A 24059-nucleotide genomic window follows, 5' to 3' on the forward strand; every position below is an offset into this window, starting at 1 on the left:
AAGCGGGGGCAATATCTTTCCGTCCGGTAGGTCTTTTTATTAACCTAAAATACCGATGGGAATAACATTATACATTATCATTGCAGGCGTAGTAGGCCTTGCACTTGGGGCATTGATGGTTGGTTTCTTCATGAAGAAAGACAACCTCAAAATAGAGCAGGAAGCTCAGGAAAAAGCAAAGAGCCTCTTGAGAGAGGCAGAACTTACTGCTGAATCAGTTAAAAAGGATAAGATTCTTGAGGCCAAGGAAAAATACCTGAAACTAAAGGCCGACTTTGAAGAGGAGGTTAATAAGAAGAAAAATATCCTCATCACCAATGAAGGTAAACTAAAGCAAAGAGAGCAGATTCTTTCTAAAGAGATGGAACAGATCAAGCGAAAGGAAGCTGAGCTTGATAGCAAAAAGGAAAATCTCAATGCACAATTACATTCAGTTCAAGTTAAAAAAGAAGAGCTTGACCGGGTAACCAACCAGCGTATCTCAGACTTGGAAAAGGTAGCCCTCTTAACAAAAGAAGAAGCCAGAGACCAGTTGGTAGTAATGCTGAAGGATGAAGCGCATACCAAGGCTTCTTCCCATATCAAGGACATTTTGGACCAAGCAAAACTTAGCGCTACCAAACAAGCGAAAAAGATTGTTCTGGATACCATTCAAAGAACTGCCACTGAACATGCTATTGAAAATTGTGTTTCTATTTTCAATATAGAAAGCGATGATATCAAAGGAAAGATCATTGGAAGGGAAGGTCGTAACATCCGTGCTTTGGAGTCTGCCACTGGTGTTGAGATTGTTGTGGATGATACGCCTGAGGCTATCATTATCTCTGGTTTTGATCCAGTTAGAAGGGAGATTGCAAGACTTTCGTTGCATAGGTTGGTTCAAGATGGGAGAATTCACCCTGCCAGGATTGAGGAGGTAGTGGCCAAGACAGAGAAGAATATTGAAGAAGAAATTGTGGAGATTGGTGAAAGAACCTGTATTGATCTTGGGGTTCATGGCTTGCACCCCGAATTGATCAGAATGGTTGGTAGAATGCGTTTCCGGTCTTCTTATGGTCAGAACCTACTACAGCACTCCAGAGAAGTAGCCAAACTTTGTGCTACCATGGCTGCAGAGATGGGTTTGAATGCCAAGTTGGCTAAAAGAGCAGGCCTGCTGCATGATATTGGCAAGGTCTATCCCGAGGAGGCTGAACTGCCACACGCTATCTTGGGTATGGAATTGGCCAAGAAGTACAAGGAGAATCCAGAGGTTTGTAATGCCATTGGAGCCCACCATGATGAGATTGAAATGACTTCAATGATCTCACCTATTGTTCAAGCATCAGATGCTATTTCTGGTTCAAGACCAGGAGCCAGGAGAGAGATAATGGATAGTTATATCAAGAGGTTGAAAGACTTGGAAGATTTAGCATTGAGCTTTGACGGGGTAAATAAGTGCTTTGCAATGCAGGCTGGACGTGAGTTGAGGGTATTGGTGGATGCTGAAAATGTAGATGATACTACAGCTGGAAAGCTTTCTTTTGACATCTCTCAGAAGATTGAAAAAGAAATGCAATACCCAGGGCAAATCAAAGTTACTGTGATCAGAGAAATGAGAGCTGTTAACTACGCTAAGTAACAGCTTATCGCATAAAAAATAACCACAGTTGGTTTTAAATTAAGCGTCAAACTTGATTTAAGGCGACTGTGGTTTTTTTGTTTTTACAATAAGGAAATTGAATAAAATTGAAATCCTGTTTTGTTTTAAGACTTTTTTTTGGTTTCTAATTATTTGTTTTAGGGATTTTTAACTTTTTTAAACTAGTCTTTCAAAAGGTAGTGTTTTCATAAGAATTGCTTTAAATACTACTTTTGGTGTATTGTTTGGTACTGTTTGTTTACGTAGTATTACAGTATATTTCTGGACTATTTGATCTAAAAGTGTTTTTTGTTTAGGTAGTCCTAAGTTTTTGGAAAATTAACAACAACAATTTTATTTCTTATGAAAAAATTATTTACCCTAATTTCATTGCTTGTATTGACTACAGCGTTAGTAAATGCCTTTGATCACAAAATGAAAATCAGTACTTCTGAGCAAGATGCCAATATTTTTGTAGATGGCCAATTAGCAGGGACAGGAAGCGTAGAATTGAAAATTGAAAAAGGAACATGTGTTAATGTTCGCGTTGAAAAGGTTGGTTTTGTAATCGAAGAACGTACTTTCTGTGACCAAAAAAATCAACCAAAACCTGGTAAAAATGAATACATTAGAATGTCTGTAGATGAAGCATTCACCGCTTCTTCAAGCTCTGATATTGCAAATGTAGACATCAGCTTAAAGCCATCCAAAGATGAGCTTGAATCATGGCAGCTTATTTCGAGGATCATTACCTCTTATTTTGATGTGATCGAGACAACAGATAGAGAGACCGGTTACCTTAGAACTGCATGGGTAGCACAGAACTTTAATGGTTCAATAGTAAGGTCTAGGTGTATTGTGAAGTTGGGAAATACAAGTCCATTGGAATATAAGGTTAAGCTGATTAGCGAGTACTCTAATGCCAATGGAGCAACTGTAAAAACTGATGAAGCTTTTAAAGAATGGGAGAGAATCCTAAGAAAATATGAGGGGCTGATCCCAGAGATGCAATCTAGGGTTGGAAGGTAATTATTATTTGTTCATAAAAAAGGCTGCCAAAATTTGATTTTGGCAGCCTTTTTTCTTTTGTTGATAATGAGTTTATATGTTTTGCAATTCGCCATTTTCGGCTTTTTCAACAAGCTCTTCATTGGCTGTTATGGCAACTTCAACTCTGCGATTTTCCGCTCTTCCAGCATCTGAATCATTTGACGCAACGGGCATTGATTCTCCATGCCCTACCGTAGTCAATCTAGCTCCATCGATACCTTGCATTTTTAAATAGTTGGCCACAGAGTTAGCTCTTTTAACAGATAATTCTTGGTTATAATCTTCGCTGCCTTTGCTGTCAGTATGACCATCGATCATGATATTGGTATCAGGGTAATCATTCAAGATTTTGGCTAATTTCATCACGTTTTCCTGTGCTTCAGGAGTTAACTGATAAGAGTCAAAGCCATATAAAATTCCTGAGTCAAATGTTAGTTGGATGCCTTCTCCTACACGTTCAACTTTGGCATCCTCAAGCTCTTCCATTTCTTTGGCTTGTTTGTCCATATATTTACCTATGGCTGCCCCAGCCGCACCCCCAACAGCTGCTCCTATTACGGCACCTGCAGCAGTATTGCCTTTTTTAGATCCGATTAAACCACCGATGGCTCCACCGGCACCTCCGCCAATAGCGGCTCCTTTACCTGTATTGCTCCAGTCGGCACAGCCAAATAAGATGGCTGTACTCAATACTATCCCGAGTACTGATTTTAAAGTTTTCATTTGTAAAAGTTTATAGTTGATTTAAGTTTTCAAACCCTTCATGAATTTTTGATATTGCATCAAATGACTCATCAAGGTTAACTACACCTTTGCCAAATTTGTGCCAAAGTCCATCCCCGCAGTCTATGTACTGACCACGTTTTTTAGGTGTAGAGTCCGAAGCAACCTCATAGTCATAATCAGGAAGGTATATGAAAGCCAGTAGTTTACGGCTTTCTTCCCAGTCTAATTCAGTTATCTGGTCATTGATTTCAACTATTACTTTTCTTACCGAAAATTTTACAGTTAATACATAGTTTGTGACAGTTTCTTTATCTATGGATCGGTATCTGATGGTCAGGGGCGCTTCTTTTTGATTGACTTCATAGATTGCTTGGATAAATTCCTGTGCCAGCATGTGCCATTCATCTTGGTTAGTAGGGATACTGCGGGAGATTTTTCCGTGAAGATCTTTAGCAAAGATTCTTATTCCACCGTCTTCATCTAAGTCTCGCTTGTTTGACCACTTGGTGTTTGCGTAAAGCGTTTTGAATGGCTGCTCCCATACTTTAGGGACTTCCCCTAAAAAGTCATAGTCATCCTCTAGCGTAAAGCCTTCCGAAATGATTTCTTCCTCGGATAGTTCTTCTCTGTCGGTGTAATGAACAGTAAATTGCGTATTGATAAAGTCCCTTTCAAAACTAATCTTAAGCTTAAAAATATGACTAAATGGAGGTGGAATGACACCAGATTCGAAATCTATTTCAATTCTTTTAATATCGTCGGATTTAAGGAGCATTTTATATGTTTCTTAGTGAAGATTTTAATTGAGTGGTTATCTACTCAATATTTCCGTACAAAATTATGGTTTTCTAGAAAATTATTGACGTATTTTTGCCGCTAAAATATCCAGCATGGAAAACGAGTTTGAGTTAATAGCAAACCAACTGTATGAGAAAGGATGGTGCATTACTGACCACTTTATTTCAGACGACTTTAGAAAGGAATTATTGCAAGAGCAACAAGATATCCTTTCTCACGGGCAGTTTCGATTGGCTGGTGTCGGTAAGGGCGATAACTTTAAGGTCAAGACAGAGATTCGTAGTGATAAGGTGTTTTGGATGGATCATACCTCTCTGACACTATTGCAGACAAAATATTGGGAGCTAATGTCTGCGTTAAGCAGGGCAGTTAACCAGCGTTGTTTTTTAGGATTAAGGTCTTTTGAAGCGCACTTTGCGATGTATCCTCCTGGATCTTTTTATTTAAGGCACCTTGATCAATTTCAGAATGTGAAGTATAGGGTAGTTACCGTAATACTTTATTTGAATGATGAATGGACAGAGAAAGATGGAGGCGCTTTGAGGATGTACCTGCCAATGGAAGAGGGAGAAGAAAAACTGGATGTTTATCCCAAAGGAGGAAGGCTAGTGGTCTTTTTGAGTGGGGAAATTCCCCATGAAGTTTTGACCACTAATAAAGAGAGAATAAGTATTACTGGCTGGTTCAGGGACATTGAATATTGAAATGATGCCAAACAAAATCGCCATCCAATTTCAATTGGATGGCGATTTGAATTTGTTTTAAGCAAGGCTTAAGCTTTTACATTAAGTGCTTTGGCCATCACGTCTCCGATTTCAGCTGGAGATTCTGCTACGTGAATACCATTTTCTCTCATGATTCTCATCTTAGCTTCAGCTGTATCATCAGCTCCACCTATGATGGCTCCAGCGTGTCCCATTCTTCGGCCTGGAGGTGCAGTTTGGCCTGCTATAAAGCCAACTACAGGTTTTTTATTACCGTCTTCTTTGATCCATCTAGCGGCCTCAGCTTCATAGTTGCCACCAATTTCACCAATCATTACGATTGCGTCAGTTTCAGGGTCTTCCATCAACAATTGTACGGCTTCTTTAGTAGATGTACCGATGATTGGGTCACCACCAATCCCGATGGCAGTAGAAACACCTAAGCCAGACTTGGCAATTTGGTCGGCTGCCTCATAAGTTAATGTACCGGATTTTGACACGATACCAACTCTTCCGTGCTTAAAGACAAAACCAGGCATGATTCCTACCTTAGCTTCTCCAGGGGTGATAACACCTGGACAGTTAGGGCCAATTAGGGTAGCTCCTCTTTCTTTGATATAAGGTTTGGCTACCATCATATCTTTAACTGGAATGCCTTCAGTGATGGCGATGATAACTTTAATGCCTGCATCAGCAGCTTCCATGATGGCGTCAGCAGCAAAAGCTGGTGGTACAAATATAATGGATGTATCTGCCTCAGTTGCTTTTACAGCCTCTTCTACTGAATTGAATACTGGCTTTCCCAAATGAGTACTGCCCCCTTTACCAGGAGTAACACCTCCTACTAAGTTAGTACCATACTCAATCATTTGCTGTGCGTGGAAAGAACCTTCAGATCCAGTAAAACCCTGGACGATTACTTTAGAATCTTTATTTACTAAAACACTCATGATGCGATTTTTAAAGTTCGGATACAAAAATAAAAGATTAAGGCCTAGTACAAAAAGAAAAGAGAAACAATGTCAAATTTAATTTACTCGAACAAATTCTTTTTCTAATTTAGGTTTGCACTATGGCTAAGACTAGATTCCTTTTTATTTTATCATTCCTCATTGCGCGGATGGTGTTTTCACAGTCCTTCCAGATGAACAAGCAAATCAAAGGATTGGAATTGCCTTCCGAGAATGCCTATTCAATTGCCCAAGATAAAAAGGGAAGAGTTTGGTTTGCTACTGAAAGGGGAATTTATTATTCCGACGGGATCAATACTTATGGGATTCCGGGCAATGTGAAGTCTAGTATTGGTAGGGGAGTAGATTTTCTGATAGATGAAGAAGGGATAGTATGGGTTTTCAATACCATTGGAGTGCCGAATGTTTTTTATTTCTCTGATGAGAAGTGGAGCAGGTTTGAGTTACCTTATACATTGGAAGGGGAATTGAAGGAGGGGAAAACAAGGATTTCAATTATTGGCAGAGGTGACGAAAAAAGTATTATCATTAGTAGAGGAGAAGTGATTGCTATTTCCAAAGTGGAGTCTTTCGAATGGGACTATCATGATTTTCCATTACATAAGTGGGGTAGCCTGGAGAGTGTGGCTTGCTTTGACGAAAAAGGAGATGACTTTTATCTTCTATTTTCAAATCATTCGGCAAAGCATACAGGGAGAGAATTGATTCCTTTAATGATAGGTGAAGGGGTCTTACCGTATGTCCCATGGTCTATACATTTTAATGAACAAGATAGCTCATTTTATTTTTTAGGAAATGATTTTTTGGCAGTCGGGAAGACTGCTGAAACTCCTGAAAGGATTATTTCGACCGGCTTTTCTGAAGTGACTTATGATGGTGTCAAGCGTTATGGACTGCAAGTTAAAAATGGTCAAGTTTATTATTTTTTTGGTTCACAATTGTTCAAGTACAATTCCAATAATGGTGAAATACTTGAAATTACCACTTTTGATAAGCTAAAGGCTTTTTTTATCAATTCGGCCTTTGTTGATAGGGAGAATATTATTTGGATCGCAACAGTAAGAGGAACAGTCAATTTGCCTACTTTAAGGTTTCAAAATTACGACCAATTGGATGGCTTATTGGAGCATGAGGTATCAGCTATCGAAAGACTTGGTTACAGGCATTATTTATATGGCTTTAATAATGGAATCCAACTTCGTAAAAACGGAAAAGTACTGTTAGAATCAACAGCAGTTGGGCAGCCGGGTGAGCCAAAAAATAGAGTGACAAGCTTTCATAGGGATAAGAATGGGGTTATTTGGATAGCTTCATCAAGGAGAGGCGTTGGACGTTTTGATCCGTCAAAGGGAAGTTTGGAGTTTTATGCTGCACCTGACAGTTCGTTTGTAATGAATTTGGCTCCTAAGGGAAATAGCTTGTTTATAGTGGCAGGTAAGAAGGTCTTTTTGTCTGATATTGACAAGAAAGGCAAAAGCCTTTTTGAATATGATATAACTGATTCACTTTTTAATCAAGTTTTGGGCTCAGAAGTCATGCAGTTAAGAAAAATTGACTTCATGGAAGATGGTAAGATGGTTTTGATGCTTGGAGAGTCCAATAGTCAGAAGATGGATGTTCTAGAAAATGACTCTGTTCTAGCCTTTGTTGGTTATGACTGGGAGGGCAAGGAAGGCAGGAGGATATTTGGAACAAATGAAGGCCTAAAAGTTTACGAGGGTGATAGTTTGAAGTTTTTAGAAATAAATGGACAACATATTGATAGGCCCGTTTATGCGATTTTAAAAGATCAAAATTCTAATATATGGGCAGGAACGGATGATGGTGTTGCTATAGTAGGGAATGGGACTATGAGATTTTTCGATGAACATACCGGACTTATCGGTAGCGAGGTCAATAGAGGAGCCTTAGTGGAAGGGGATAACGGTAAAATTATGATTGGTACACAGAATGGCCTTTCGGTATTCATTCCTGAAGAGGATGAGTCGTCATTTGCCAAGCCTTTGGTTTCAATCAATTCCATGAATATCCTTGGTGTGGGAGACAGCACCATGACTTTGGATAGAATTCCATATGAGCATAATAATGTTGAGTATGAATTTAATGCAACAAGCTTTTTAGAACTTACCAATTTCACAGTTAGCTATATGTTGGAAGGGTTCCATTCGGATTGGCAGCATATTCAAAATCCAAGGGTTAATAAGCTGCAATTCAACAACCTTCCTCCCGGAGATTATCGATTGCTCATCAAGGCAAGTTTGGGAGGCCAGTTTGAATCTGATGTAGTTCGATCAGGCCACTTTTCAATTATCAAACCTACTTACATGCAGTTTTGGTTCATTAGCTTAATCATGTTTGTGTTTTTGATGATTGGCTTTGGGCTAAATATTTTATTCAACCAGTTCAAGGAAAGAGGTATTCTCCAAAAAAGCATTGATGAAAAAGACCAGGTTATCAAGACCGCAGAGGACCAATTCAGGAATGTTTGGGAGAGTTCCAGAGATGGGTTTGCTTTGCTCAATTTAGACGGACATATTATGGCTGTAAATCCATCGCTGACTAAATTGGCAGGTTTGGAAGGGGCTGTTGGTCACATTAAGGATATATTTAGAGACGAAAATTACTTTTATTCAAACAAAGACCGAATAGTGGCCTTACTGGAAAAAAGTGGGGGGAAAGGAGGTTCCTTTGAAGCGTTAATGCCTTTTTATTCCGGTGACAAGAACATAGATCTTTATGTTACTCGAGTGAATCCCAAGGATGAAGTTGAAGAAATTGTATTATTGGTCTTTAGAGACGTGACAGATAAGAAAATTTATGAGGCAGGACTTAAAGAAGCCAAGGAAAAGGCTGAGGAGGCCAATCGGATCAAGACCAACTTTCTGTCCAATATGAGCCATGAGATTCGCACACCTTTGAATGGGATCTTGGGAAGTACTGAGAATATCATTTTGCAGAATACTGATAACCACTTGCTGATAGCGCAACTGGAGATCATCAAAGAAAGTGGTGAAAGACTTCTCAATACCATCAATAGTATACTGGATATGTCCAAAATCGAAGCCAACAAGGTGGAGGTCTTCTATGAGCATACCAATGTAAATGATTTCCTTTCGAAAATTTTACTTCCACTTAAAACCTTGGCCATCAGGAAAAACTTGCTTTTGACAGCTAAGTTTGAAACAAAACCATTCTTTGCGAATGTAGATAAAAGGTATTTGGAGATGATTGTTAATAATATTGTAGGCAATGCGATAAAATATTCCGAAGAAGGGTTGATTAAATTATGTGTAAAAAAAGAAAGTGAAAATTTATTGTTGCGGGTAGAGGATACTGGTATTGGAATGAGCAAGGAGTTTATTACTAATATTTATACGCCTTTTGAGCAGGAAAGTGGAGGTTATGATAGAAAATTTGAAGGGACAGGCCTTGGTCTATCTATAACGAAGAACTTAATTGAACTGTTAGGAGGTACAATTGAAATAACCAGTGAACAAAAAGTAGGAACAACAGTCGTAGTGACTTTGCCCGTCAATTAATTAATATTCTTAATATTGTGAAAAATTGAACAACGAACCACCTTTTTAGACTAATAAACGAAAATTTATGCTCGCATTGAAAATACTTATAGTGGAAGATGATAATGTGTCTGCCCTTCTGCTCAAAAAGGCACTGGAAAAGAACCACCATGAAATATTAGGAATAGCTGCGACAGGTGAGGAGGCGTTGGACTTGATGGATGAACAGCAAGTGGACCTTGTGATGATGGATATTAATTTGGGAGGGCAACTTGACGGAATCAAGACCACTGAGATTATAAATGAAAAGTACGATATCCCTGTGGTCTACTTGACTGCCAGTTCGGATGAAGAGACATTGCAAAAGATAGCGGGTACCAATCCAAGTGCTTATGTCATCAAGCCTTTCAATATTCGTGAGTTAAACATGATGATTGAGCTTGCCATATTCAAGGACAAAAAGGAGAAAGAGCTTCAAAAACTAAATAACGAACTTGAAGAAAAAGTAAGGAAAAGAACTGCCGATCTCAATGAAGCCAATAAAGAATTGAAGAAGGCTTTGGAAAAAGAAAGAGAGATTGGTGAGCTGAAATCCAGGATTGTACAAAATGTATCACACGGTTTTAAAACTCCACTTACTTCTATCTTGAGCTCGGCTCAGCTTTTGCAGATTTATGCGGAGAAAGGTCATCCCATGAAGCAAAAACTGGTTAAGCACTCCAGGAAAATCGAGAACTCAGTCAGGAGTTTGAATAGCCTGCTGACTTCCGTTTTATTCTTCGGTAAAGCAGATGCCAATAAAATAGATTATAAGCCCTCCCGTTTTTTTTCAGCAGCATTCTTTAATGAAGTGCTTGATGTGGTCAAAGCCAATAATGACAACAATGTGACCATTTCAACCCATTTTAACAATGTTCCTAAAACCATAAAGTCAGATACAGAATTACTTTATCAGGTTTTTGAAAACCTTTTGTCCAATGCAGTTAAATACTCCAAAGAAAATGGACATGTGAATTTTTCGGTTGAAGTAGCTGATGAAATCATGAAGGCAACGATTGAGGATGATGGTATTGGTATTCCTGCCAAAGAACAATCTCAACTTTTCGATAGGTTTTTCAGGGCGAAGAATGTTGGGATCACAGAAGGTTCAGGGCTAGGATTGTCTATTGTGAAGAAATGTGTGGAGGTGTTGAAAGGAGAAATTCATGTAAGCAGTGAGGCAGGAAAGGGATCCGTATTTATTGTAAACATTCCAATAGGATAATTATACAAATGATTTTAGCGAAGGATATTAGTTTCCAATATGATGCAAATCATCAATTTGATATTCCTGATATAAAACTTGATGAAGGGGAGGAGTTATTGATCCTTGGGAAATCAGGTAGTGGAAAGACTACCGTGTTGAATATTTTGGGAGGACTTTTAAAACCACAATCAGGAACCGTAGAAATTGGCAACACATCTATATATGATTTAAAAGGAGCTGCTTTGGATAAATATAGGGGAGCTAATATTGGGGTGATTTTCCAAAAGCCACATATTCTATCTCCACTTACGGTTGAAGAAAACCTCCAACTCGCACAGTACTTTTCAGAGAAGCGTGAAAAGCACTTAATCGAAAAAATGCTAAATGATTTGGGAATTGCCCACAAGAAGAATTCTAAAATAAGTTCGCTTAGTGAAGGGGAAGCTCAAAGGGTTTCTATAGCAAGGGCATTGGTCAATAATCCCAAAGTGATTTTAGCGGATGAGCCTACGGCAAGCTTGGATGATGAAAATGCAGCAATGGTGATCCATATGCTGAAAGAGCAAGCAAGCAGGATGAAGTCAGCGTTGATAGTGGTAACCCATGATCAAAGAGTTAAAGAGCATATTTCCAATTATATATTGATGGGAGGTGTATCATGAATATGCTGAAGCTGAGTTGGAAATATTTGATTTCGAAACCGCTAAATACTGGGCTTAATATTTTGCTCTTGGCTTTGGGGCTGGCCATTATTGCTGTATTGCTGTTGGTGCAAGACCAATTTGAAAGTCAGATGGATAAGGATGCCAAAGGGATTGATCTGGTAGTGGGGGCAAAAGGAAGTCCATTGCAATTGATTTTATCCAGTGTCTATCATATTGATTTTCCAACCGGAAATATTGACATGAAGGAAGCTAAAGCAGTTTCAAGGAACAGGTTGATCAAAAATGCCATCCCATTAAGTTTGGGAGATAACTATGAGGGGTACAGGATAGTTGGTACCAACTATGATTATTTGGAGTTGTATGAGGTGGAGTTTGAAAAGGGAAAAGCCTGGCAGAAGCCGTTTGAGGTAGTTTTGGGTCAGGATGTAGCAAAAGCGCTACAGCTAGGTGTTGGAGATAAGTTTATGGGATCACATGGAATTGGAAGCAGTAGTCATGAGCATGATCATCATGCTTATGTGGTGACTGGTATTTTGGCAAAATCAGGTCGCGTGGTGGATAAGTTGGTTTTAACAAGTATAGAGTCTGTGTGGTTTACCCATTACGAAGAAGATGAGCATGATCACTCTGCTATGGATAGGCCTGTTGCGACAAAGGGGTTTCCAAATACTGAAGGGGATAGGGAAATAACGACTTTATTGATCCAATACCGAAGCCCAATGGCCGCTGTGCAGTTGCCTCGCTTTATCAATAGCAGAAGTTCTCTTCAAGCAGCTTCCCCAACTTTCGAAATTTCAAGACTTTTTGAACTTTTAGGGGTGGGGATTAAAATGATTAAAGGTTTGGCTTTTGTGATTGTTTCTATAGCGGGCTTGAGTATTTTTATAGCGCTTTATAATTCGTTGAAAGAACGTAAGTATGATTTGGCTGTAATGAGGACAATTGGAGCCTCCAAGAAGCAGCTTTTTTTCCACATCGTATTGGAGGGGATTATATTGACAGGTCTTGGTGCTTTAGTTGGGATTTTGATGGGGCACCTTTTTTTATCAATTTTGGTTATTGGTCAAGAACAAGGAGCATTGAGTAGTATAACACCTTGGGTGTTTTTAAAAGAAGAGGTATGGATCGTTTTATTTGCGGTGGTCGTTGGTGTAGTCGCTTCGATTATACCTGCCTCTGGAGCCTATAGAACAGATATCGCAAAGCAACTGACAAAATAATAGCGCTGATAATATGAGATTGAAATTAAGTTTACTGACACTGTTTATTATTGCTGTATGCGGCATTTCCCAAGCCCAGCAGAAAGAAAGTGTTTGGAAAGAGTTATCTGAAGTAAAATATGAAATCGGAGAGGATGAGTATGGAGAATTGTACTTACCGGTTTTTAGCGATAAGGTGAAGCAAATGGAAGGCAAAGAAGTTTTTGCAGATGGCTATATCATTCCCTTTGAGGGAATGTTTAAGCCTGAGCATATCATCCTGTCATCTTTACCACTTGCAGAATGCTTCTTTTGCGGCTCTGGTGGCCCAGAAACAGTCATGGAAGTTATGCTGACAGACCCCATAGAATATACTTCAAAAAGAGTAAGGGTGAAAGGAAAGCTTAAACTTAATGCCAAGGATCCTGAAAAGTTAATGTACATCCTAACGGATGCTGAATTGGTATTGTGATAAACAAAATGGCCCTCCTAGATGAGGGCCATTTTGTTTTCAAGTGCTTTGAAGTCTTCCATTAATTCCTTAGTATAAACTCCTACTTGCCCTTTACCGATAGGCTTGCCATCAATTCTTGTAATGGGAAGGATTCTTTTGGTAGTGCTGCTCATAAAAACTTCGTCAGCATTCACCAATTTCTCAAGAGATATGTCCGTGACAATGATTTGATCATTAAGAGCCAATATGTTTTTTCTGGTTATGCCCATGAGAATATTACTTTTTGGAGTGCTGATCAATCCATCTTTGACCATGAATATATTACTTCTTGAGCTTTCTGAGATTAGGCCGTTATGATGATAAAGTACATCTTCAGCATTTTTCTCTTTCCAATCAGCACTTAGAAATACTGGTAATGCATAATTTGTTGTTTTGATTTCGGGTATCGGTCGGATATATTCTACCGTTACAAGGTTTACCCCATTGTTATATTTTTCTGAGGAAGGCATTAGCAGCTCTTCACAGAAGATATATAAACTGCCATTTGCTGGAGAAAAATGGTTGTCTGAAACCCCACCAGATAGCACCATCCTTATTCCACCTTGTTCAAGATTATTTTTTTTAATCAATTGAAGAATAATTACTTCAAGTTCTTTGGCATCGTACCGAAGATTTAAGTGAGCTTTATTAGCAGATTTAATGAATCTGTCCAAATAAGCCTCTAAAAATAATGGGGTATAATTGACGGTCCTAAAAAAATCAAAAACTGCATAGCCCCTGATCAGTCCTATATCCATAGGGTGAAGGCTGGCTTTTGGGCTTTCAGTAATTTGGTCAACAGAGAAGCAAAACGGTTTCATAGGTAGTAAATATTGATTTAGTTAAAGTGTATGATTTCTTTAAGGTATAAATATAACTATTGTATCGAAAGCGATCATTCGACTTAAGGTTTCTAAGAGTTGAGTTTTATAGTTTTTTAACTTCAATAATACACTTTTTGATAGGGACTGAAGTTACTCGTCATGAAATATATAATTATAGAGGATGGCATCAGGCTGTGGTATATCTCTTCTTGAAAAAAATAAGTTGGTGGATTAATTTATTAGTTTTCCTAAGGCCTTATGTTTCAATATGGATATCTCACTTTGCAAGATTGCTTTAGTTGGCTTTTGAATGGGTGTGAATTGTGTTGATTGAAAATTAATATAATATTTTAAAGATATAATTTGTTTAATTATGTCTATTTATTCAAATTTAAACTTATTTAAAGATTTTAAAACTATGTGGTTGAAAGCTAATAAGTTACTTTTGTTGTGTGTTGTTATCATGATGGCTTCTTGCGAATCTGACAAAAAGAGCCGCGAAAAAATGATTGAAGAGGTGATGATTATTCATGATGAAGTGATGCCTAAGATGGGGAAAATTAAGTCGGCACAAAAAAGACTATTACAGGAAGCTGAAATATTAGAAAGAGAAGACTCTGTTGCAAAAAGTTCCAAAGTAAAGGAGCTTAGAATGATAGCAGGGCAGTTAGGGGATGCATATGATGGTATGTTTGATTGGATGCACCAATATCCAAAGAGTTTTGATGATATGGCCGAAGACGAAGTGTTTAAGGTTCTAGAAGAACAAAAAGTCAAAATTACCAAAGTGAATAAAGACATAAAGGAAGCCTTAAAGCAACTAGATGATTTAGAAGAATAGGAGTACTATTCTTCTAAATATTGTTTCACTTTTTTTGCATCGATGAGCCTCTCATCTCTTCCGAATACGCAATAGACATAAGTGGCTATTTCAGCAATTTCAAGATTCGTCAGCTTTGGATTTCCGGGCATTGGCTGGTTATACTGCACTCCATTTACTGTGATTCCCCCTTTTAACCCATGCCTAATAATTTTAACGGTTCTATCTTCATCATGAAGTAGAAAGTCTGCAGCTACGAGTGGGGGAATTAATTTACCTAGGCCTGTGCCGTCTTTTTGATGACAATTGGCACAATAATTCTCATACAGCAGTTGCCCTTCAATAGCGTATTGCCTGGTTTTTAGGTCTTCAATGTCATTCAATGAAAAATGCTCATTGCCATTTTTATTCGAATCATTGCAACTACTAAGAAGGCCTAAGAGTAGGGCAAAAAAGGTAAGTTTAAACGCCTTTGTCATCCTTGTTTAACAATTTAGGGATGTCCTTAATGAGTTCGTCGACCTGTTCCTTAACAGTTCCGTCATAAACACCTCTGATATGTCCTTTCCTGTCGATTAATATAAATGCACCACTATGAAGAAACCCTCCTGGTTCGTTTTTATCCTTCATGGCTGTGGCAAGATAGCTGGTTTGGCCAATTTCGAATATTTTTTCCTGGTCACCTGTAAGGAAATGCCATGTAGAAGCATCCTCTATACCCAGTCTTTCCGAATAATCTTTTAAAACCTGTACTGTGTCGTAAGTTGGGTCAATGGAATGACTAAGTATCTGAAAATCGGGGTTGTCCTTAAACTTCTCATATACCCTAAGCATTTGGGTTTTCATGATCGGACAAATAGTAGGGCAAGTAGTGAAAAAGAAGTCCGCAACATATACTTTGCCATTTACATCCTCATTGGTGATCGTATGGCCATCTTGATCGGTGAAAGAAAAATCCGCTATTTGGTGATACACCGTATCAATCACCGTTTTTCCATCCACTTCTTTTTCCATTTCCACCATTTCACTGAAGCCCAAATAAGGAAGTTCCTCTTCTTCTTGGGGTTTTGAGGTGCAATTCCATACGGTAAGTACGGAACAGAGCATGGCAAATACGATGAGGTTGTGTCTAAGCATTTTTTTATTTTTATTACGCTTTGATAATTTTATTAGTTCCTTGTTCGGCTTTTTTTATACAGTTTGATGGCAATCATAAGTAGGGCACTCAACACCACTAAGCCAACCACTCCCCATAACATATCCATGAGGTTTTTGAGTACTATTAGGAATACAATGGCAAATAGCAGAACTGTTGCAGCTTCATTCCAAATCCTTAGTTGAGTGGAGGTCCATTTGGTTTTGCCTACTTGGAGGTTTTTAAAAATTTTATGGCAGACAAAATGATAGAGGTATAGCAAAAAAACAAAAGCAAGCTTGGCATGCATAAAACCCATTTGTAAATATCCCCAACGATAGGAAAGAGTCCATATACCAAAGATTAAGGTTAAGATGGCTGATGGCCAAGTGATTCCTAACCATAATCTCCTAGCCATCAAGTCCAGTTGAGGTTTTAGAATTTTCTGCTCTTCAGGAGATTTTTCCAGGGTTTCTGTTTGATAGATGAATAGTCGTACAATATAAAATAAGCCTGCAAACCAAGTGACAATGAAGATAATATGCAGTGCTTTGATGTATTCGAACCCCATATTGAAATTTTTCCCCTAAATTAATGGTTTAGGTCTAAACAACCTTGGATTACTATGAAAACAAAGCGACTGTTTTATTTTATTGGGATATTGGTTATGGCCATGGTCATTTGGATGGTAAGTGATACCATTTCACAGCCAGGCGTGAAAGATTTGAAAATGGACTTTATAGAAGTGGCATTTTACAGAAATGAGAATAATACAGGGCCAATTAAGCGAATTTATGCAGTAACAGTGGAAGATACCTTATGGACGGAAATGAGTAAATATGGAGAACTTATGCCGCACACAAAATATGGAAATACTCAGGTTTTTTTCTTTTTGAGTAGTCAAGAGTCCCCTAAAAAGCTACGGTCAGAGCCTCCTTATTTTGATGTGCGCTTTGATAAATATTGCGTAGGAAAGTTTGAAAAGAAGCCAATGGGGGAAGAAAGTTTCAGAAAGTATCCCTTTGAAAATAATTAGCATACCAAATCACAGAAATATTTTTTATGTCCCAAGCGTCGAAAAATAGATTAAAGGCCTCAGAATATGTTGATGGACTTCTATCCAGAGATCGCAGTATTTTGAGTAAAGCGATTACTTTGGTAGAAAGTAAGTTGGAGAAGGACCAGAAACTAGCTGATGAAGTTATCAATCGAACCATTTCGTATTCGGGTAAAAGTATTCGGATCGGAATAACTGGATCGCCTGGTGTTGGCAAGAGTACATTTATCGAGCATTTTGGTTTATTGTTGGTAGAGAAAGGCAAGCGAGTGGCAGTATTGACCATTGACCCTAGTAGTCTGGCATCGAAAGGAAGCATATTGGGGGATAAAACCAGAATGGAAAACTTGTCCAAGAAGGAAGAGGTGTTTATCAGGCCTTCCCCTAGTTCTCAAGTTTTGGGAGGAGTGGGAGCTAAGACTAGGGAAAGTATATTGTTATGTGAAGCAGCAGGATATGATGTGGTTTTGGTGGAAACCGTGGGAGTAGGGCAATCGGAAATTATGGTGACAGAAATGGTTGATTTTTTTTTACTGTTGGTTCTGCCTAATTCTGGCGATGAGCTTCAAGGGGTAAAGCGTGGGATAATGGAAATGGCAGATGCCATCATAGTGACTAAAGCCGATAGAAATCACCTTTCAGAAGCCACTATATCAAAAAAGGAGCTTGAACATACTGTGAAATTAATGAAAAAGCCGAACAAGCCTTGGAGTACAGAAGTGATGCTTGTATCTGCCATTGAGCAAAAAGGCCTTTCGGATATATGGGGATTAATTCAACGTTATGAAAATCAGATGAAAGCTCAGGGTTTTTTCGATTTAAATAGAGAAGAGCAGCGGGTCAGTTGGTTTTATACGCATATTCAGCAGGCTTTGGAAGCTCAGTTTTATCAAGATAAAAGGGTGAAGAAGAGATTGGAAGAACAGGTGGAAGAAGTGAAAAAAGGTAATTCTTCTCCATTGGTTGTGGCAAGGAATTTGGTTGAGAGCTTTCTAAAAAAACAATGATAATCGCAGTGATGAATGTAGAGAAAATACCATTTTTATTGGGCTTTACTCTGTTATTTTTTGGAGTAATGGCTTGTAGCAGTGGTCAAGAAAAAAAGATACATGTTTTAGAGCAAGCATCCTTGAGATATGAAATCGATGATTTTTCTCAAAATGCTTGTGTTGGTGAAGATAGTGTTTGTGCTGAGGTAAATATGTTTTATCCTATTTTTGAAAATGGGGATGAAGGACTGACTTCTTGGATCAATCTTCATATAAAAGAACAATTGTTAATGTACCTTACTTGGGGAGAGGAGGAGATTCAAGTTGATAGCCTTGAGGCAGGTGCTGAAAAATTTCTGGATGGTTTTGTGGACTTTGGCAGGGATTATCCAGAGTCTGTCCACTCGTGGTTTAATAATACAGAGAGCGAAGTGAGCATGTTGGATGATGGGACGCTTTCTATTTTCTTTTCAAACAGCAGTTTCACAGGAGGGGCTCATCCCAATCATTCAGTAATGTTTCTCAATTTTGATTTGATCAACAAAAAGCTTTTGAAAGAGGAAGACCTCGTCTTGGATAAGCAGGAACTTTTGGAGTTGTCTGAGAAAAAGTTCAAAGAATACCATGATGTGGAAGTAGAAATTAACCTCAAAGATGATGGTAGGTTCTTTCTGGACGAGAATGAACAATTCTTTTTACCTGCTGCTATTGGCTATGAAGGAGAGGATTTTGTAATGATTTACAATAGTTATGAGATAGGTCCTTATGCTATGGGACAGACAGAACTTAGGTTTTCTCTGGAGGAACTGGAAGGAATCGTTAGGCCAATAAAAAAGGGGAATTGATTTCCCCTTTTAATATGATCTCATTTTGAATTTTTTTCTTTGTTCGTTGATGGCATTTCTGAAAGCAGTATCCGTTTCCATTAGGTCGTTGACGGTTTGTACAGCATGAATTACGGTACTGTGGTCTCTGCCTCCAAAATGATAGCCAATCGACTTTAATGAATGGTTGGTAAATTCTTTAGAAAAATACATGGCGACTTGTCTGGCTACCACAATTTCCTTCTTTCTTGTTTTGGCTTTTAGGTCATCCAGTTTGATGCCATAATAGTCAGAAACAGTTTTTTGAATAAAGTCAATGCCTACTTCTGTTTCGATGTCTTTGACGATGTTTTTCATGATCGTCTTTGCGAGGCCTAAGTCTATTTCCACCCTGTTGAGTGAAGCGTGTGCAATCAAAGAAATCAATACTCCTTCAAGCTCACGAATATTGGTGTCGACAGTATAAGCAAGATACTCGATTACATCATCGGGAATATAAATCCCTTCAGATTGCATCTTTCTTTTGATGATGGCTACTCTGGTTTCAAAATCAGGCATATGAAGATCTGCTGTCAGTCCCCATTTGAAACGGGAAAGTAATCGTTCTTCAAGTCCCTTTAAGTCTTTTGGAGGGCAGTCAGAAGTCATGATGATCTGCTTCTTACTTTGGTGCAGGTGGTTGAAGATGTGGAAGAACATCTCTTGGGTACGATCCTTTCCTGCAAGGAACTGAATGTCATCAATAATCAATACGTCTACTTGCATGTAGAAATTTGTAAAGCTCTTCACATTGCCATCTTTGATGGAATCCATGAATTGGTTTACAAACTTTTCAGAAGAAACATAAAGCACAAACTTTTCTTCGGGGCCGTTCTTGATTTCATTACCAATGGCTTGGATCAAGTGAGTCTTGCCAAGTCCTACTCCGCCGTAGACCATCAAAGGGTTAAAAGAAGTAACTCCTGGTTTTGTAGCAACGGCATATCCAGCAGATCTTGCCAAACGGTTACAGTCACCTTCTATGTAAGAATTGAAGGTGTAATTAGGGTTCAAGTTGGACTGAAGAAGGGCATCGCTGTCCAGTGACTTCATGTCAAAAGGACTTCGGCTTTCTTGTTCAGCCTTGTCTGCATTTTTCTTTTTATTGGGGCTGATATTGCCTTGCGGATAGCTTACGACATAGGGTTGGTTCTGGGAATTGCCCCTATCCACTACCACGGCATATTCTAACTTTCCGTTTGGACCCAAGGTGTTTTTTATGGCAAGTTTGAGCACTTGCACATAATTGTCTTCTAGCCATTCGTAAAAAAATTGACTGGGAACCTGAATGGTCAACGCAGAGCCGTCCAATCTCACCGGGTTAATAGGTTTAAACCAGGTGGAAAAGCTCTGTTCATTTACGTGCTCTTCAATGACACGCAGACACTCGTCCCATACTGCTTTTGCCTCTGAACTCATTTAAAATAGGTTACAAGAAAGAATTAAAGATGTCCCGCTTCACCTTGGAAGGGCAACAAATTTGGGGAAAATATATCTAAATTAAAAATCAAAGTTTGCTTGACTTAGCTAGTGTTTTGTGTTAATGTCATTGCGGTTACTAGTGAGAATTATGTGATTTAAATTATTGTATTTTCAAATTGTTGAATGCGAAAATTTGAGGTTTTTAAAGCAATTAGTGTCATAAACACTAGTTTCAAGTGAGAAACGTATGGATTGGATTTTCGCAAATCCTTTTAAGTCTTTAAGATGGAAGATACAAAAATATTGTCGGATTAGGAATATATAATTGAAAGAACTAGACTCACTAAAGTGAAGAGTAGAAAAATGGTATTTTAATTGCAAAATCTTATTTTTATAAAGTGCTCATAAGTAATGAAAAACTCTAAGACCTAGTAAACCCGATATGGCTGAACAATCTTTTTATGGCTTTCTTCCTCTGAATAAACAGGAATGGATCGCCAAAGCATTAAAGGATACCCGCCTCAATAATTTTGATGATTTGGTGTCCCATAATTCAATAGAGGATATTTCTATCCCACCAGTATTGTTAAGTGAAGATGTTGAAAAATGGGATTGGTTAAGGGCTTATGATATTGGTAAAAGAGAAGATAAGGACAAAAGAGGTTGGGATAATATTTCTTGGGTGGACTTGGACCAAGATGACCTACTTACATTCCAGTCCGTTTTGTCTTTTGGTATTGAGGGAGTTGTCATGGAGTGGTCTGGGGATGGAGATTTAGAGGAATTACTTTCTGATATCCATCCTGAAAATATCTCCATTTGGATTAAACCCAAGAAAGATCCAACAATGGTTTTAGAGTCCTTTTTGAAATGGTTCCATGTAAAGGGTTTGTCTCCGAGTGACTTAAAGGGAGGTTTTTTATGGGATTTTCTTCTGCTTTTTTTTGAAAAAGATGTTGACCAGTTCAAGTTAAAAGAAGAAACAGTAAAGGTATGTCAAATGACCAAAGAATTTCCTTTTTTTAGGGGGCTGTGTTTAGATTTTTCTATTTATCACAATGCAGGAGGAAACGCCATCCAAGAATTATCATTTGGCTTGTCCGCTTTAATAGAGTTGATGGATTTCATGACTGAAAAGGGGAATGCCCCTAGAGATATTTTTTCCAATCTCTTTTTGCTCACTGCAGTGGGGGGGGATTATTTTATGAATATTTCCAAATTGAAAGTGCTGAGGGTTATGGTTTCCCAGCTTGCAAAACTTTATGGATTAGATTGGAGTTCAGATGCTATTTATTTTTTTACCACATCAAGTGTTTGGACCAAGGATATTATGGAACCAAACAATAATAAGGTCAGAAACACAGCAGAAGGTTTGATGGCAATTCAAGGTGGATGTAATGCACTATTAATTCTTCCCCATGATTCTGGTAGTGCAAAGGTTTTTGAACGAAGAATATCATCCAATGTGTCCAATTTAATTAAATACGAAGGCCATTTTGATAAAGTGAACGACTTGACTGCTGGCTCCTATTTTTCACTGTTCCTTATGGGTACTGTTTATGATAAAGTAGAAGAAGCATTAAAGGAGATAGAAAGTAATGGAGGTTGGGTAAGCTTGGTAGCTAAGGGCACTATTCAGTCCCAAGTCAAAAGGGTAAGGTTACTGAGAATATCAAGAATGATATCTGGTGAGGATATTGTGGTAGGCTTGAATAAATATATTCAAGAAGAAATCTCTGAGTCAGAATTTGACTTTGAAGAGACGGCCCAACAGTTAAAAGCTGTTTCTAGGAGTTTGATTTTTTATAACAGTAGTAAGAAAGGAAAATGAGGCCAAACCTGAACCAACTAAGTCAGCACAGAAGTTTAATTCATTCAGTCACATCCTCAAGACATTTGTGGGAAACATCAAGTAAGATAAGTGTGCCGACTAGTTTTGATACAGAAAAGATCAAGGAACTGGGGCATGTGAAGTATGGATCTGGGATCCCTCCTTTTTTAAGGGGGCCATATACTACCATGTACAAAACCAGACCTTGGACAGTTCGTCAATACGCTGGTTTTTCTACTGCTGAAGCTTCCAATGAGTTTTATAAAAAAAACCTAGCAGCAGGCCAGAAAGGGCTGTCTGTTGCTTTTGATTTAGCTACCCATAGAGGTTATGATTCTGATCATCCAAGAGTGCAAGGAGATGTAGGCAAGGCGGGAGTGGCGATTGATTCAGTGTTGGACATGAAGGTGCTTTTTGATCAAATTCCTTTGGATAAGATGTCTGTTTCCATGACTATGAATGGCGCGGTTATTCCTGTAATGGCGTTTTACATTGTGGCTGCTGAAGAACAGGGGGTAAGCCCTGATAAGTTGAAAGGCACTATTCAGAATGATATTTTGAAGGAATTTATGGTTCGAAATACATACATCTATCCTCCAGAGCCATCAATGAAAATCATTGCTGATATTTTTGAATACACTGCTAAGAATATGCCGCTTTTTAACTCGATTTCTATTTCTGGATACCATATGTTAGAGGCTGGAGCCACACCCGATTTGGAGTTGGCCTTCACCTTGTCTGATGGCTTGGAGTATGTCAGGACCGGCTTAAAGGCGGGCTTGGCAATAGATGATTTTGCTCCTCGGCTTTCCTTTTTCTGGGGTATTGGCATGAATCATTATATGGAAATAGCCAAGATGAGGGCGGGAAGATTGTTATGGGCAAAGTTGATGAGACCCTTTGATGCTAAAAATCCCAAATCCCTTATGCTGAGAGCACATTGTCAAACATCAGGATGGTCACTTACCGAACACGACGCTTTTAACAATGTAGCCAGAACAACTGTGGAGGCCTTAGCTGCTGTTTTGGGACATACACAATCCTTGCATACGAATGCTTTTGATGAAGCCATAGCCTTACCGACTGATTTTTCTGCTCGAATTGCCAGAAATACCCAATTGATATTGAGAGAGGAACTTGGGTTGACCAGCAATGTAGACCCACTTTGTGGAGCTGATTATTTGGAATATTTGACAGATCGGTTGGTTGAAAAGGCTTGGGGACTTATCCAAGAAGTGGAAGGGTTGGGAGGTATGACAAAGGCTCTTGCTTCAGGCTTGCCCAAAAGAAAAATAGAAGAGGCTGCAGCTAGAAAGCAGGCAAGGATAGATAGTGGTCAGGAGATCATTGTTGGGGTCAATAAATTTGTTTCGGAGAAAGATCATGACTTTGATGTCCTTGAGATAGATAATGAGGAAGTGCGTAAAAAACAAATAGAAAGAATTACTCAAATAAAATTGCTTCGGGATGAGGAAAAAGTTCTGTTAAGCTTGGGTGAGATTACAAAAGCAGCAAAAAGTGGGGCTGGAAATTTACTCGAATTGGCTGTGGATGCTGCTAGAAAAAGAGCTACATTAGGAGAGATCTCAATGGCTATGGAAAAGGTATTTGGAAGACATAAAGCAAGTGGAAGCATTGTCTCGGGAGTTTACATTAAAGAATTCCGAGATAGTGAAGCGGTCAAGAAAGCTATTCTATTATCAGACAAGTTTGAGCAATTCGACGGAAGGAGACCAAGAATCTTGATTGCTAAAATGGGGCAAGATGGCCACGATAGGGGGGCAAAGGTGATTGCTACAGGATTTGCGGATATGGGCTTTGATGTGGATATTGGACCTCTTTTTCAAACACCAGAAGAGGTGGCAAGGCAAGCCGCCGATAATGATGTGCATATTGTTGGTGCATCTTCTTTAGCAGGAGGGCATAAAACATTGATCCCACAATTGATTAAAGCATTAATTGATCTAGGTAGAGGGGATATTAAAGTAGTGGCGGGAGGAGTAATCCCTCCGCATGATTACGAGTTCCTAAAAAGTAAAGGAGTTTTGGCTCTCTTTGGTCCGGGAACCGAATTGCCCAAAGCAGCCATTGAGATTCTTCAAACATTAATGAAGGATTGATTTTTTA

At 38.7% G+C, this 24059-nt stretch carries 22 protein-coding genes; 14 read left to right on the plus strand and 8 right to left on the minus strand.

Going from position 1 to position 24059, the window contains the following annotated elements; genetic code table 11:
- Window positions 1-55 precede the first annotated feature (55 nt).
- Window positions 56-1621, plus strand: a complete 1566-nt coding sequence (gene rny / locus IFO69_RS20675) for a ribonuclease Y (protein WP_192012057.1) — start codon at window positions 56-58, stop codon at window positions 1619-1621.
- 363 nt (window positions 1622-1984) lie between these two features.
- Entirely contained in the window at window positions 1985-2650 is a 666-nt protein-coding gene (locus tag IFO69_RS20680) for a hypothetical protein (RefSeq protein ID WP_192012058.1), read from the plus strand.
- A 72-nt stretch (window positions 2651-2722) separates the two neighbouring features.
- On the opposite strand, the gene IFO69_RS20685 is transcribed toward IFO69_RS20680, so the two are convergent.
- Both IFO69_RS20685 and IFO69_RS20690 read right to left on the minus strand, forming a co-directional pair.
- Window positions 2723-3394, minus strand: coding sequence for an OmpA family protein (locus tag IFO69_RS20685; RefSeq protein ID WP_192012059.1), 672 nt, complete (start codon window positions 3392-3394; stop codon window positions 2723-2725).
- A gap of 10 nt (window positions 3395-3404) precedes the next feature.
- Window positions 3405-4172, minus strand: coding sequence for a hypothetical protein (locus IFO69_RS20690; protein ID WP_192012060.1), 768 nt, complete (start codon window positions 4170-4172; stop codon window positions 3405-3407).
- 115 nt (window positions 4173-4287) lie between these two features.
- Here IFO69_RS20690 and IFO69_RS20695 point away from each other — a divergent pair, with 115 nt between their 5' ends.
- On the plus strand, window positions 4288-4899 hold the full coding sequence (locus IFO69_RS20695; protein ID WP_192012061.1) for a 2OG-Fe(II) oxygenase: 612 nt from the start codon (window positions 4288-4290) through the stop codon (window positions 4897-4899).
- A gap of 68 nt (window positions 4900-4967) precedes the next feature.
- Here the strand turns inward: IFO69_RS20695 and sucD are convergent, their stop codons facing one another.
- Window positions 4968-5849 carry a succinate--CoA ligase subunit alpha gene (gene sucD / locus IFO69_RS20700; RefSeq protein ID WP_192012062.1) on the minus strand — a complete coding sequence of 294 codons (882 nt, stop codon included), beginning with the start codon at window positions 5847-5849 and terminating at the stop codon, window positions 4968-4970.
- 122 nt (window positions 5850-5971) lie between these two features.
- On the opposite strand from sucD, the gene IFO69_RS20705 reads away from it, so the two are divergent.
- From IFO69_RS20705 to IFO69_RS20725, 5 genes are all read left to right on the plus strand, one after another.
- Complete coding sequence (locus tag IFO69_RS20705) at window positions 5972-9409, plus strand: sensor histidine kinase (RefSeq protein ID WP_192012063.1); 3438 nt, start codon at window positions 5972-5974, stop codon at window positions 9407-9409.
- Window positions 9410-9476: 67 nt separating this feature from the next.
- Window positions 9477-10652 carry a hybrid sensor histidine kinase/response regulator gene (locus IFO69_RS20710; RefSeq protein WP_192012064.1) on the plus strand — a complete coding sequence of 392 codons (1176 nt, stop codon included), beginning with the start codon at window positions 9477-9479 and terminating at the stop codon, window positions 10650-10652.
- An 8-nt stretch (window positions 10653-10660) separates the two neighbouring features.
- The gene (locus IFO69_RS20715; RefSeq protein WP_192012065.1) at window positions 10661-11296 is read left to right on the plus strand and encodes an ABC transporter ATP-binding protein; all 636 of its coding nucleotides are present in this window, start codon (window positions 10661-10663) and stop codon (window positions 11294-11296) included.
- Complete coding sequence (locus IFO69_RS20720) at window positions 11293-12519, plus strand: ABC transporter permease (protein WP_192012066.1); 1227 nt, start codon at window positions 11293-11295, stop codon at window positions 12517-12519. The genes IFO69_RS20715 and IFO69_RS20720 overlap by 4 nt, the downstream gene beginning before the upstream one ends.
- Window positions 12520-12532: 13 nt before the next feature.
- Entirely contained in the window at window positions 12533-12970 is a 438-nt protein-coding gene (locus IFO69_RS20725; RefSeq protein ID WP_192012067.1) for a hypothetical protein, read from the plus strand.
- A gap of 17 nt (window positions 12971-12987) precedes the next feature.
- Here the strand turns inward: IFO69_RS20725 and IFO69_RS20730 are convergent, their stop codons facing one another.
- Complete coding sequence (locus tag IFO69_RS20730; RefSeq protein WP_192012068.1) at window positions 12988-13812, minus strand: aminotransferase class IV; 825 nt, start codon at window positions 13810-13812, stop codon at window positions 12988-12990.
- A gap of 376 nt (window positions 13813-14188) precedes the next feature.
- On the opposite strand from IFO69_RS20730, the gene IFO69_RS20735 reads away from it, so the two are divergent.
- The gene (locus tag IFO69_RS20735) at window positions 14189-14656 is read left to right on the plus strand and encodes a hypothetical protein (protein WP_192012069.1); all 468 of its coding nucleotides are present in this window, start codon (window positions 14189-14191) and stop codon (window positions 14654-14656) included.
- 5 nt (window positions 14657-14661) lie between these two features.
- Here the strand turns inward: IFO69_RS20735 and IFO69_RS20740 are convergent, their stop codons facing one another.
- The 3 genes from IFO69_RS20740 to IFO69_RS20750 are packed head-to-tail and all read right to left on the minus strand — an operon-like array spanning window position 14662 to window position 16341.
- Window positions 14662-15114, minus strand: a complete 453-nt coding sequence (locus IFO69_RS20740; RefSeq protein WP_192012070.1) for a c-type cytochrome — start codon at window positions 15112-15114, stop codon at window positions 14662-14664.
- Window positions 15098-15772, minus strand: coding sequence for an SCO family protein (locus IFO69_RS20745; protein ID WP_192012071.1), 675 nt, complete (start codon window positions 15770-15772; stop codon window positions 15098-15100). The genes IFO69_RS20740 and IFO69_RS20745 overlap by 17 nt, the downstream gene beginning before the upstream one ends.
- Before the next feature lie 32 nt (window positions 15773-15804).
- On the minus strand, window positions 15805-16341 hold the full coding sequence (locus IFO69_RS20750) for a CopD family protein (protein WP_192012072.1): 537 nt from the start codon (window positions 16339-16341) through the stop codon (window positions 15805-15807).
- Between the two features lie 54 nt (window positions 16342-16395).
- On the opposite strand from IFO69_RS20750, the gene IFO69_RS20755 reads away from it, so the two are divergent.
- The 3 genes from IFO69_RS20755 to IFO69_RS20765 are packed head-to-tail and all read left to right on the plus strand — an operon-like array spanning window position 16396 to window position 18661.
- Window positions 16396-16806 carry a hypothetical protein gene (locus tag IFO69_RS20755; RefSeq protein WP_192012073.1) on the plus strand — a complete coding sequence of 137 codons (411 nt, stop codon included), beginning with the start codon at window positions 16396-16398 and terminating at the stop codon, window positions 16804-16806.
- A gap of 26 nt (window positions 16807-16832) precedes the next feature.
- Window positions 16833-17834: a methylmalonyl Co-A mutase-associated GTPase MeaB gene (gene meaB, locus IFO69_RS20760; RefSeq protein WP_192012074.1), complete on the plus strand. Its 1002-nt coding sequence runs from the start codon at window positions 16833-16835 to the stop codon at window positions 17832-17834.
- Window positions 17831-18661 (plus strand): DUF3298 and DUF4163 domain-containing protein, encoded by an 831-nt coding sequence (locus tag IFO69_RS20765; protein ID WP_192012075.1) that lies wholly within the window; start codon window positions 17831-17833, stop codon window positions 18659-18661. The genes meaB and IFO69_RS20765 overlap by 4 nt, the downstream gene beginning before the upstream one ends.
- A gap of 9 nt (window positions 18662-18670) precedes the next feature.
- Here IFO69_RS20765 and dnaA read toward each other — a convergent pair whose 3' ends face one another.
- Window positions 18671-20098 (minus strand): chromosomal replication initiator protein DnaA, encoded by a 1428-nt coding sequence (dnaA, locus tag IFO69_RS20770; RefSeq protein WP_192012076.1) that lies wholly within the window; start codon window positions 20096-20098, stop codon window positions 18671-18673.
- Window positions 20099-20543: 445 nt separating this feature from the next.
- Here dnaA and IFO69_RS20775 point away from each other — a divergent pair, with 445 nt between their 5' ends.
- Window positions 20544-21932 carry a methylmalonyl-CoA mutase family protein gene (locus IFO69_RS20775; protein WP_192012077.1) on the plus strand — a complete coding sequence of 463 codons (1389 nt, stop codon included), beginning with the start codon at window positions 20544-20546 and terminating at the stop codon, window positions 21930-21932.
- Complete coding sequence (gene scpA, locus IFO69_RS20780; protein ID WP_192012078.1) at window positions 21929-24052, plus strand: methylmalonyl-CoA mutase; 2124 nt, start codon at window positions 21929-21931, stop codon at window positions 24050-24052. The genes IFO69_RS20775 and scpA overlap by 4 nt, the downstream gene beginning before the upstream one ends.
- The last annotated feature ends 7 nt before the right edge of the window (window positions 24053-24059 follow it).

Origin of the sequence: Echinicola arenosa (assembly GCF_014841125.1) — a bacterium.
Taxonomy (GTDB): Bacteria; Bacteroidota; Bacteroidia; order Cytophagales; family Cyclobacteriaceae; genus Echinicola; species Echinicola arenosa.

Coding starts and splice junctions, on each gene's coding strand:
- rny (WP_192012057.1), top strand. CDS start 56: ATGGGAATAACATTATACATTATCATTGCAGGCGTAGTAGGCCTTGCA.
- IFO69_RS20680 (WP_192012058.1), top strand. CDS start 1,985: ATGAAAAAATTATTTACCCTAATTTCATTGCTTGTATTGACTACAGCG.
- IFO69_RS20685 (WP_192012059.1), bottom strand. CDS start 3,394: ATGAAAACTTTAAAATCAGTACTCGGGATAGTATTGAGTACAGCCATC.
- IFO69_RS20690 (WP_192012060.1), bottom strand. CDS start 4,172: ATGCTCCTTAAATCCGACGATATTAAAAGAATTGAAATAGATTTCGAA.
- IFO69_RS20695 (WP_192012061.1), top strand. CDS start 4,288: ATGGAAAACGAGTTTGAGTTAATAGCAAACCAACTGTATGAGAAAGGA.
- sucD (WP_192012062.1), bottom strand. CDS start 5,849: ATGAGTGTTTTAGTAAATAAAGATTCTAAAGTAATCGTCCAGGGTTTT.
- IFO69_RS20705 (WP_192012063.1), top strand. CDS start 5,972: ATGGCTAAGACTAGATTCCTTTTTATTTTATCATTCCTCATTGCGCGG.
- IFO69_RS20710 (WP_192012064.1), top strand. CDS start 9,477: ATGCTCGCATTGAAAATACTTATAGTGGAAGATGATAATGTGTCTGCC.
- IFO69_RS20715 (WP_192012065.1), top strand. CDS start 10,661: ATGATTTTAGCGAAGGATATTAGTTTCCAATATGATGCAAATCATCAA.
- IFO69_RS20720 (WP_192012066.1), top strand. CDS start 11,293: ATGAATATGCTGAAGCTGAGTTGGAAATATTTGATTTCGAAACCGCTA.
- IFO69_RS20725 (WP_192012067.1), top strand. CDS start 12,533: ATGAGATTGAAATTAAGTTTACTGACACTGTTTATTATTGCTGTATGC.
- IFO69_RS20730 (WP_192012068.1), bottom strand. CDS start 13,812: ATGAAACCGTTTTGCTTCTCTGTTGACCAAATTACTGAAAGCCCAAAA.
- IFO69_RS20735 (WP_192012069.1), top strand. CDS start 14,189: ATGTCTATTTATTCAAATTTAAACTTATTTAAAGATTTTAAAACTATG.
- IFO69_RS20740 (WP_192012070.1), bottom strand. CDS start 15,114: ATGACAAAGGCGTTTAAACTTACCTTTTTTGCCCTACTCTTAGGCCTT.
- IFO69_RS20745 (WP_192012071.1), bottom strand. CDS start 15,772: ATGCTTAGACACAACCTCATCGTATTTGCCATGCTCTGTTCCGTACTT.
- IFO69_RS20750 (WP_192012072.1), bottom strand. CDS start 16,341: ATGGGGTTCGAATACATCAAAGCACTGCATATTATCTTCATTGTCACT.
- IFO69_RS20755 (WP_192012073.1), top strand. CDS start 16,396: ATGAAAACAAAGCGACTGTTTTATTTTATTGGGATATTGGTTATGGCC.
- meaB (WP_192012074.1), top strand. CDS start 16,833: ATGTCCCAAGCGTCGAAAAATAGATTAAAGGCCTCAGAATATGTTGAT.
- IFO69_RS20765 (WP_192012075.1), top strand. CDS start 17,831: ATGATAATCGCAGTGATGAATGTAGAGAAAATACCATTTTTATTGGGC.
- dnaA (WP_192012076.1), bottom strand. CDS start 20,098: ATGAGTTCAGAGGCAAAAGCAGTATGGGACGAGTGTCTGCGTGTCATT.
- IFO69_RS20775 (WP_192012077.1), top strand. CDS start 20,544: ATGGCTGAACAATCTTTTTATGGCTTTCTTCCTCTGAATAAACAGGAA.
- scpA (WP_192012078.1), top strand. CDS start 21,929: ATGAGGCCAAACCTGAACCAACTAAGTCAGCACAGAAGTTTAATTCAT.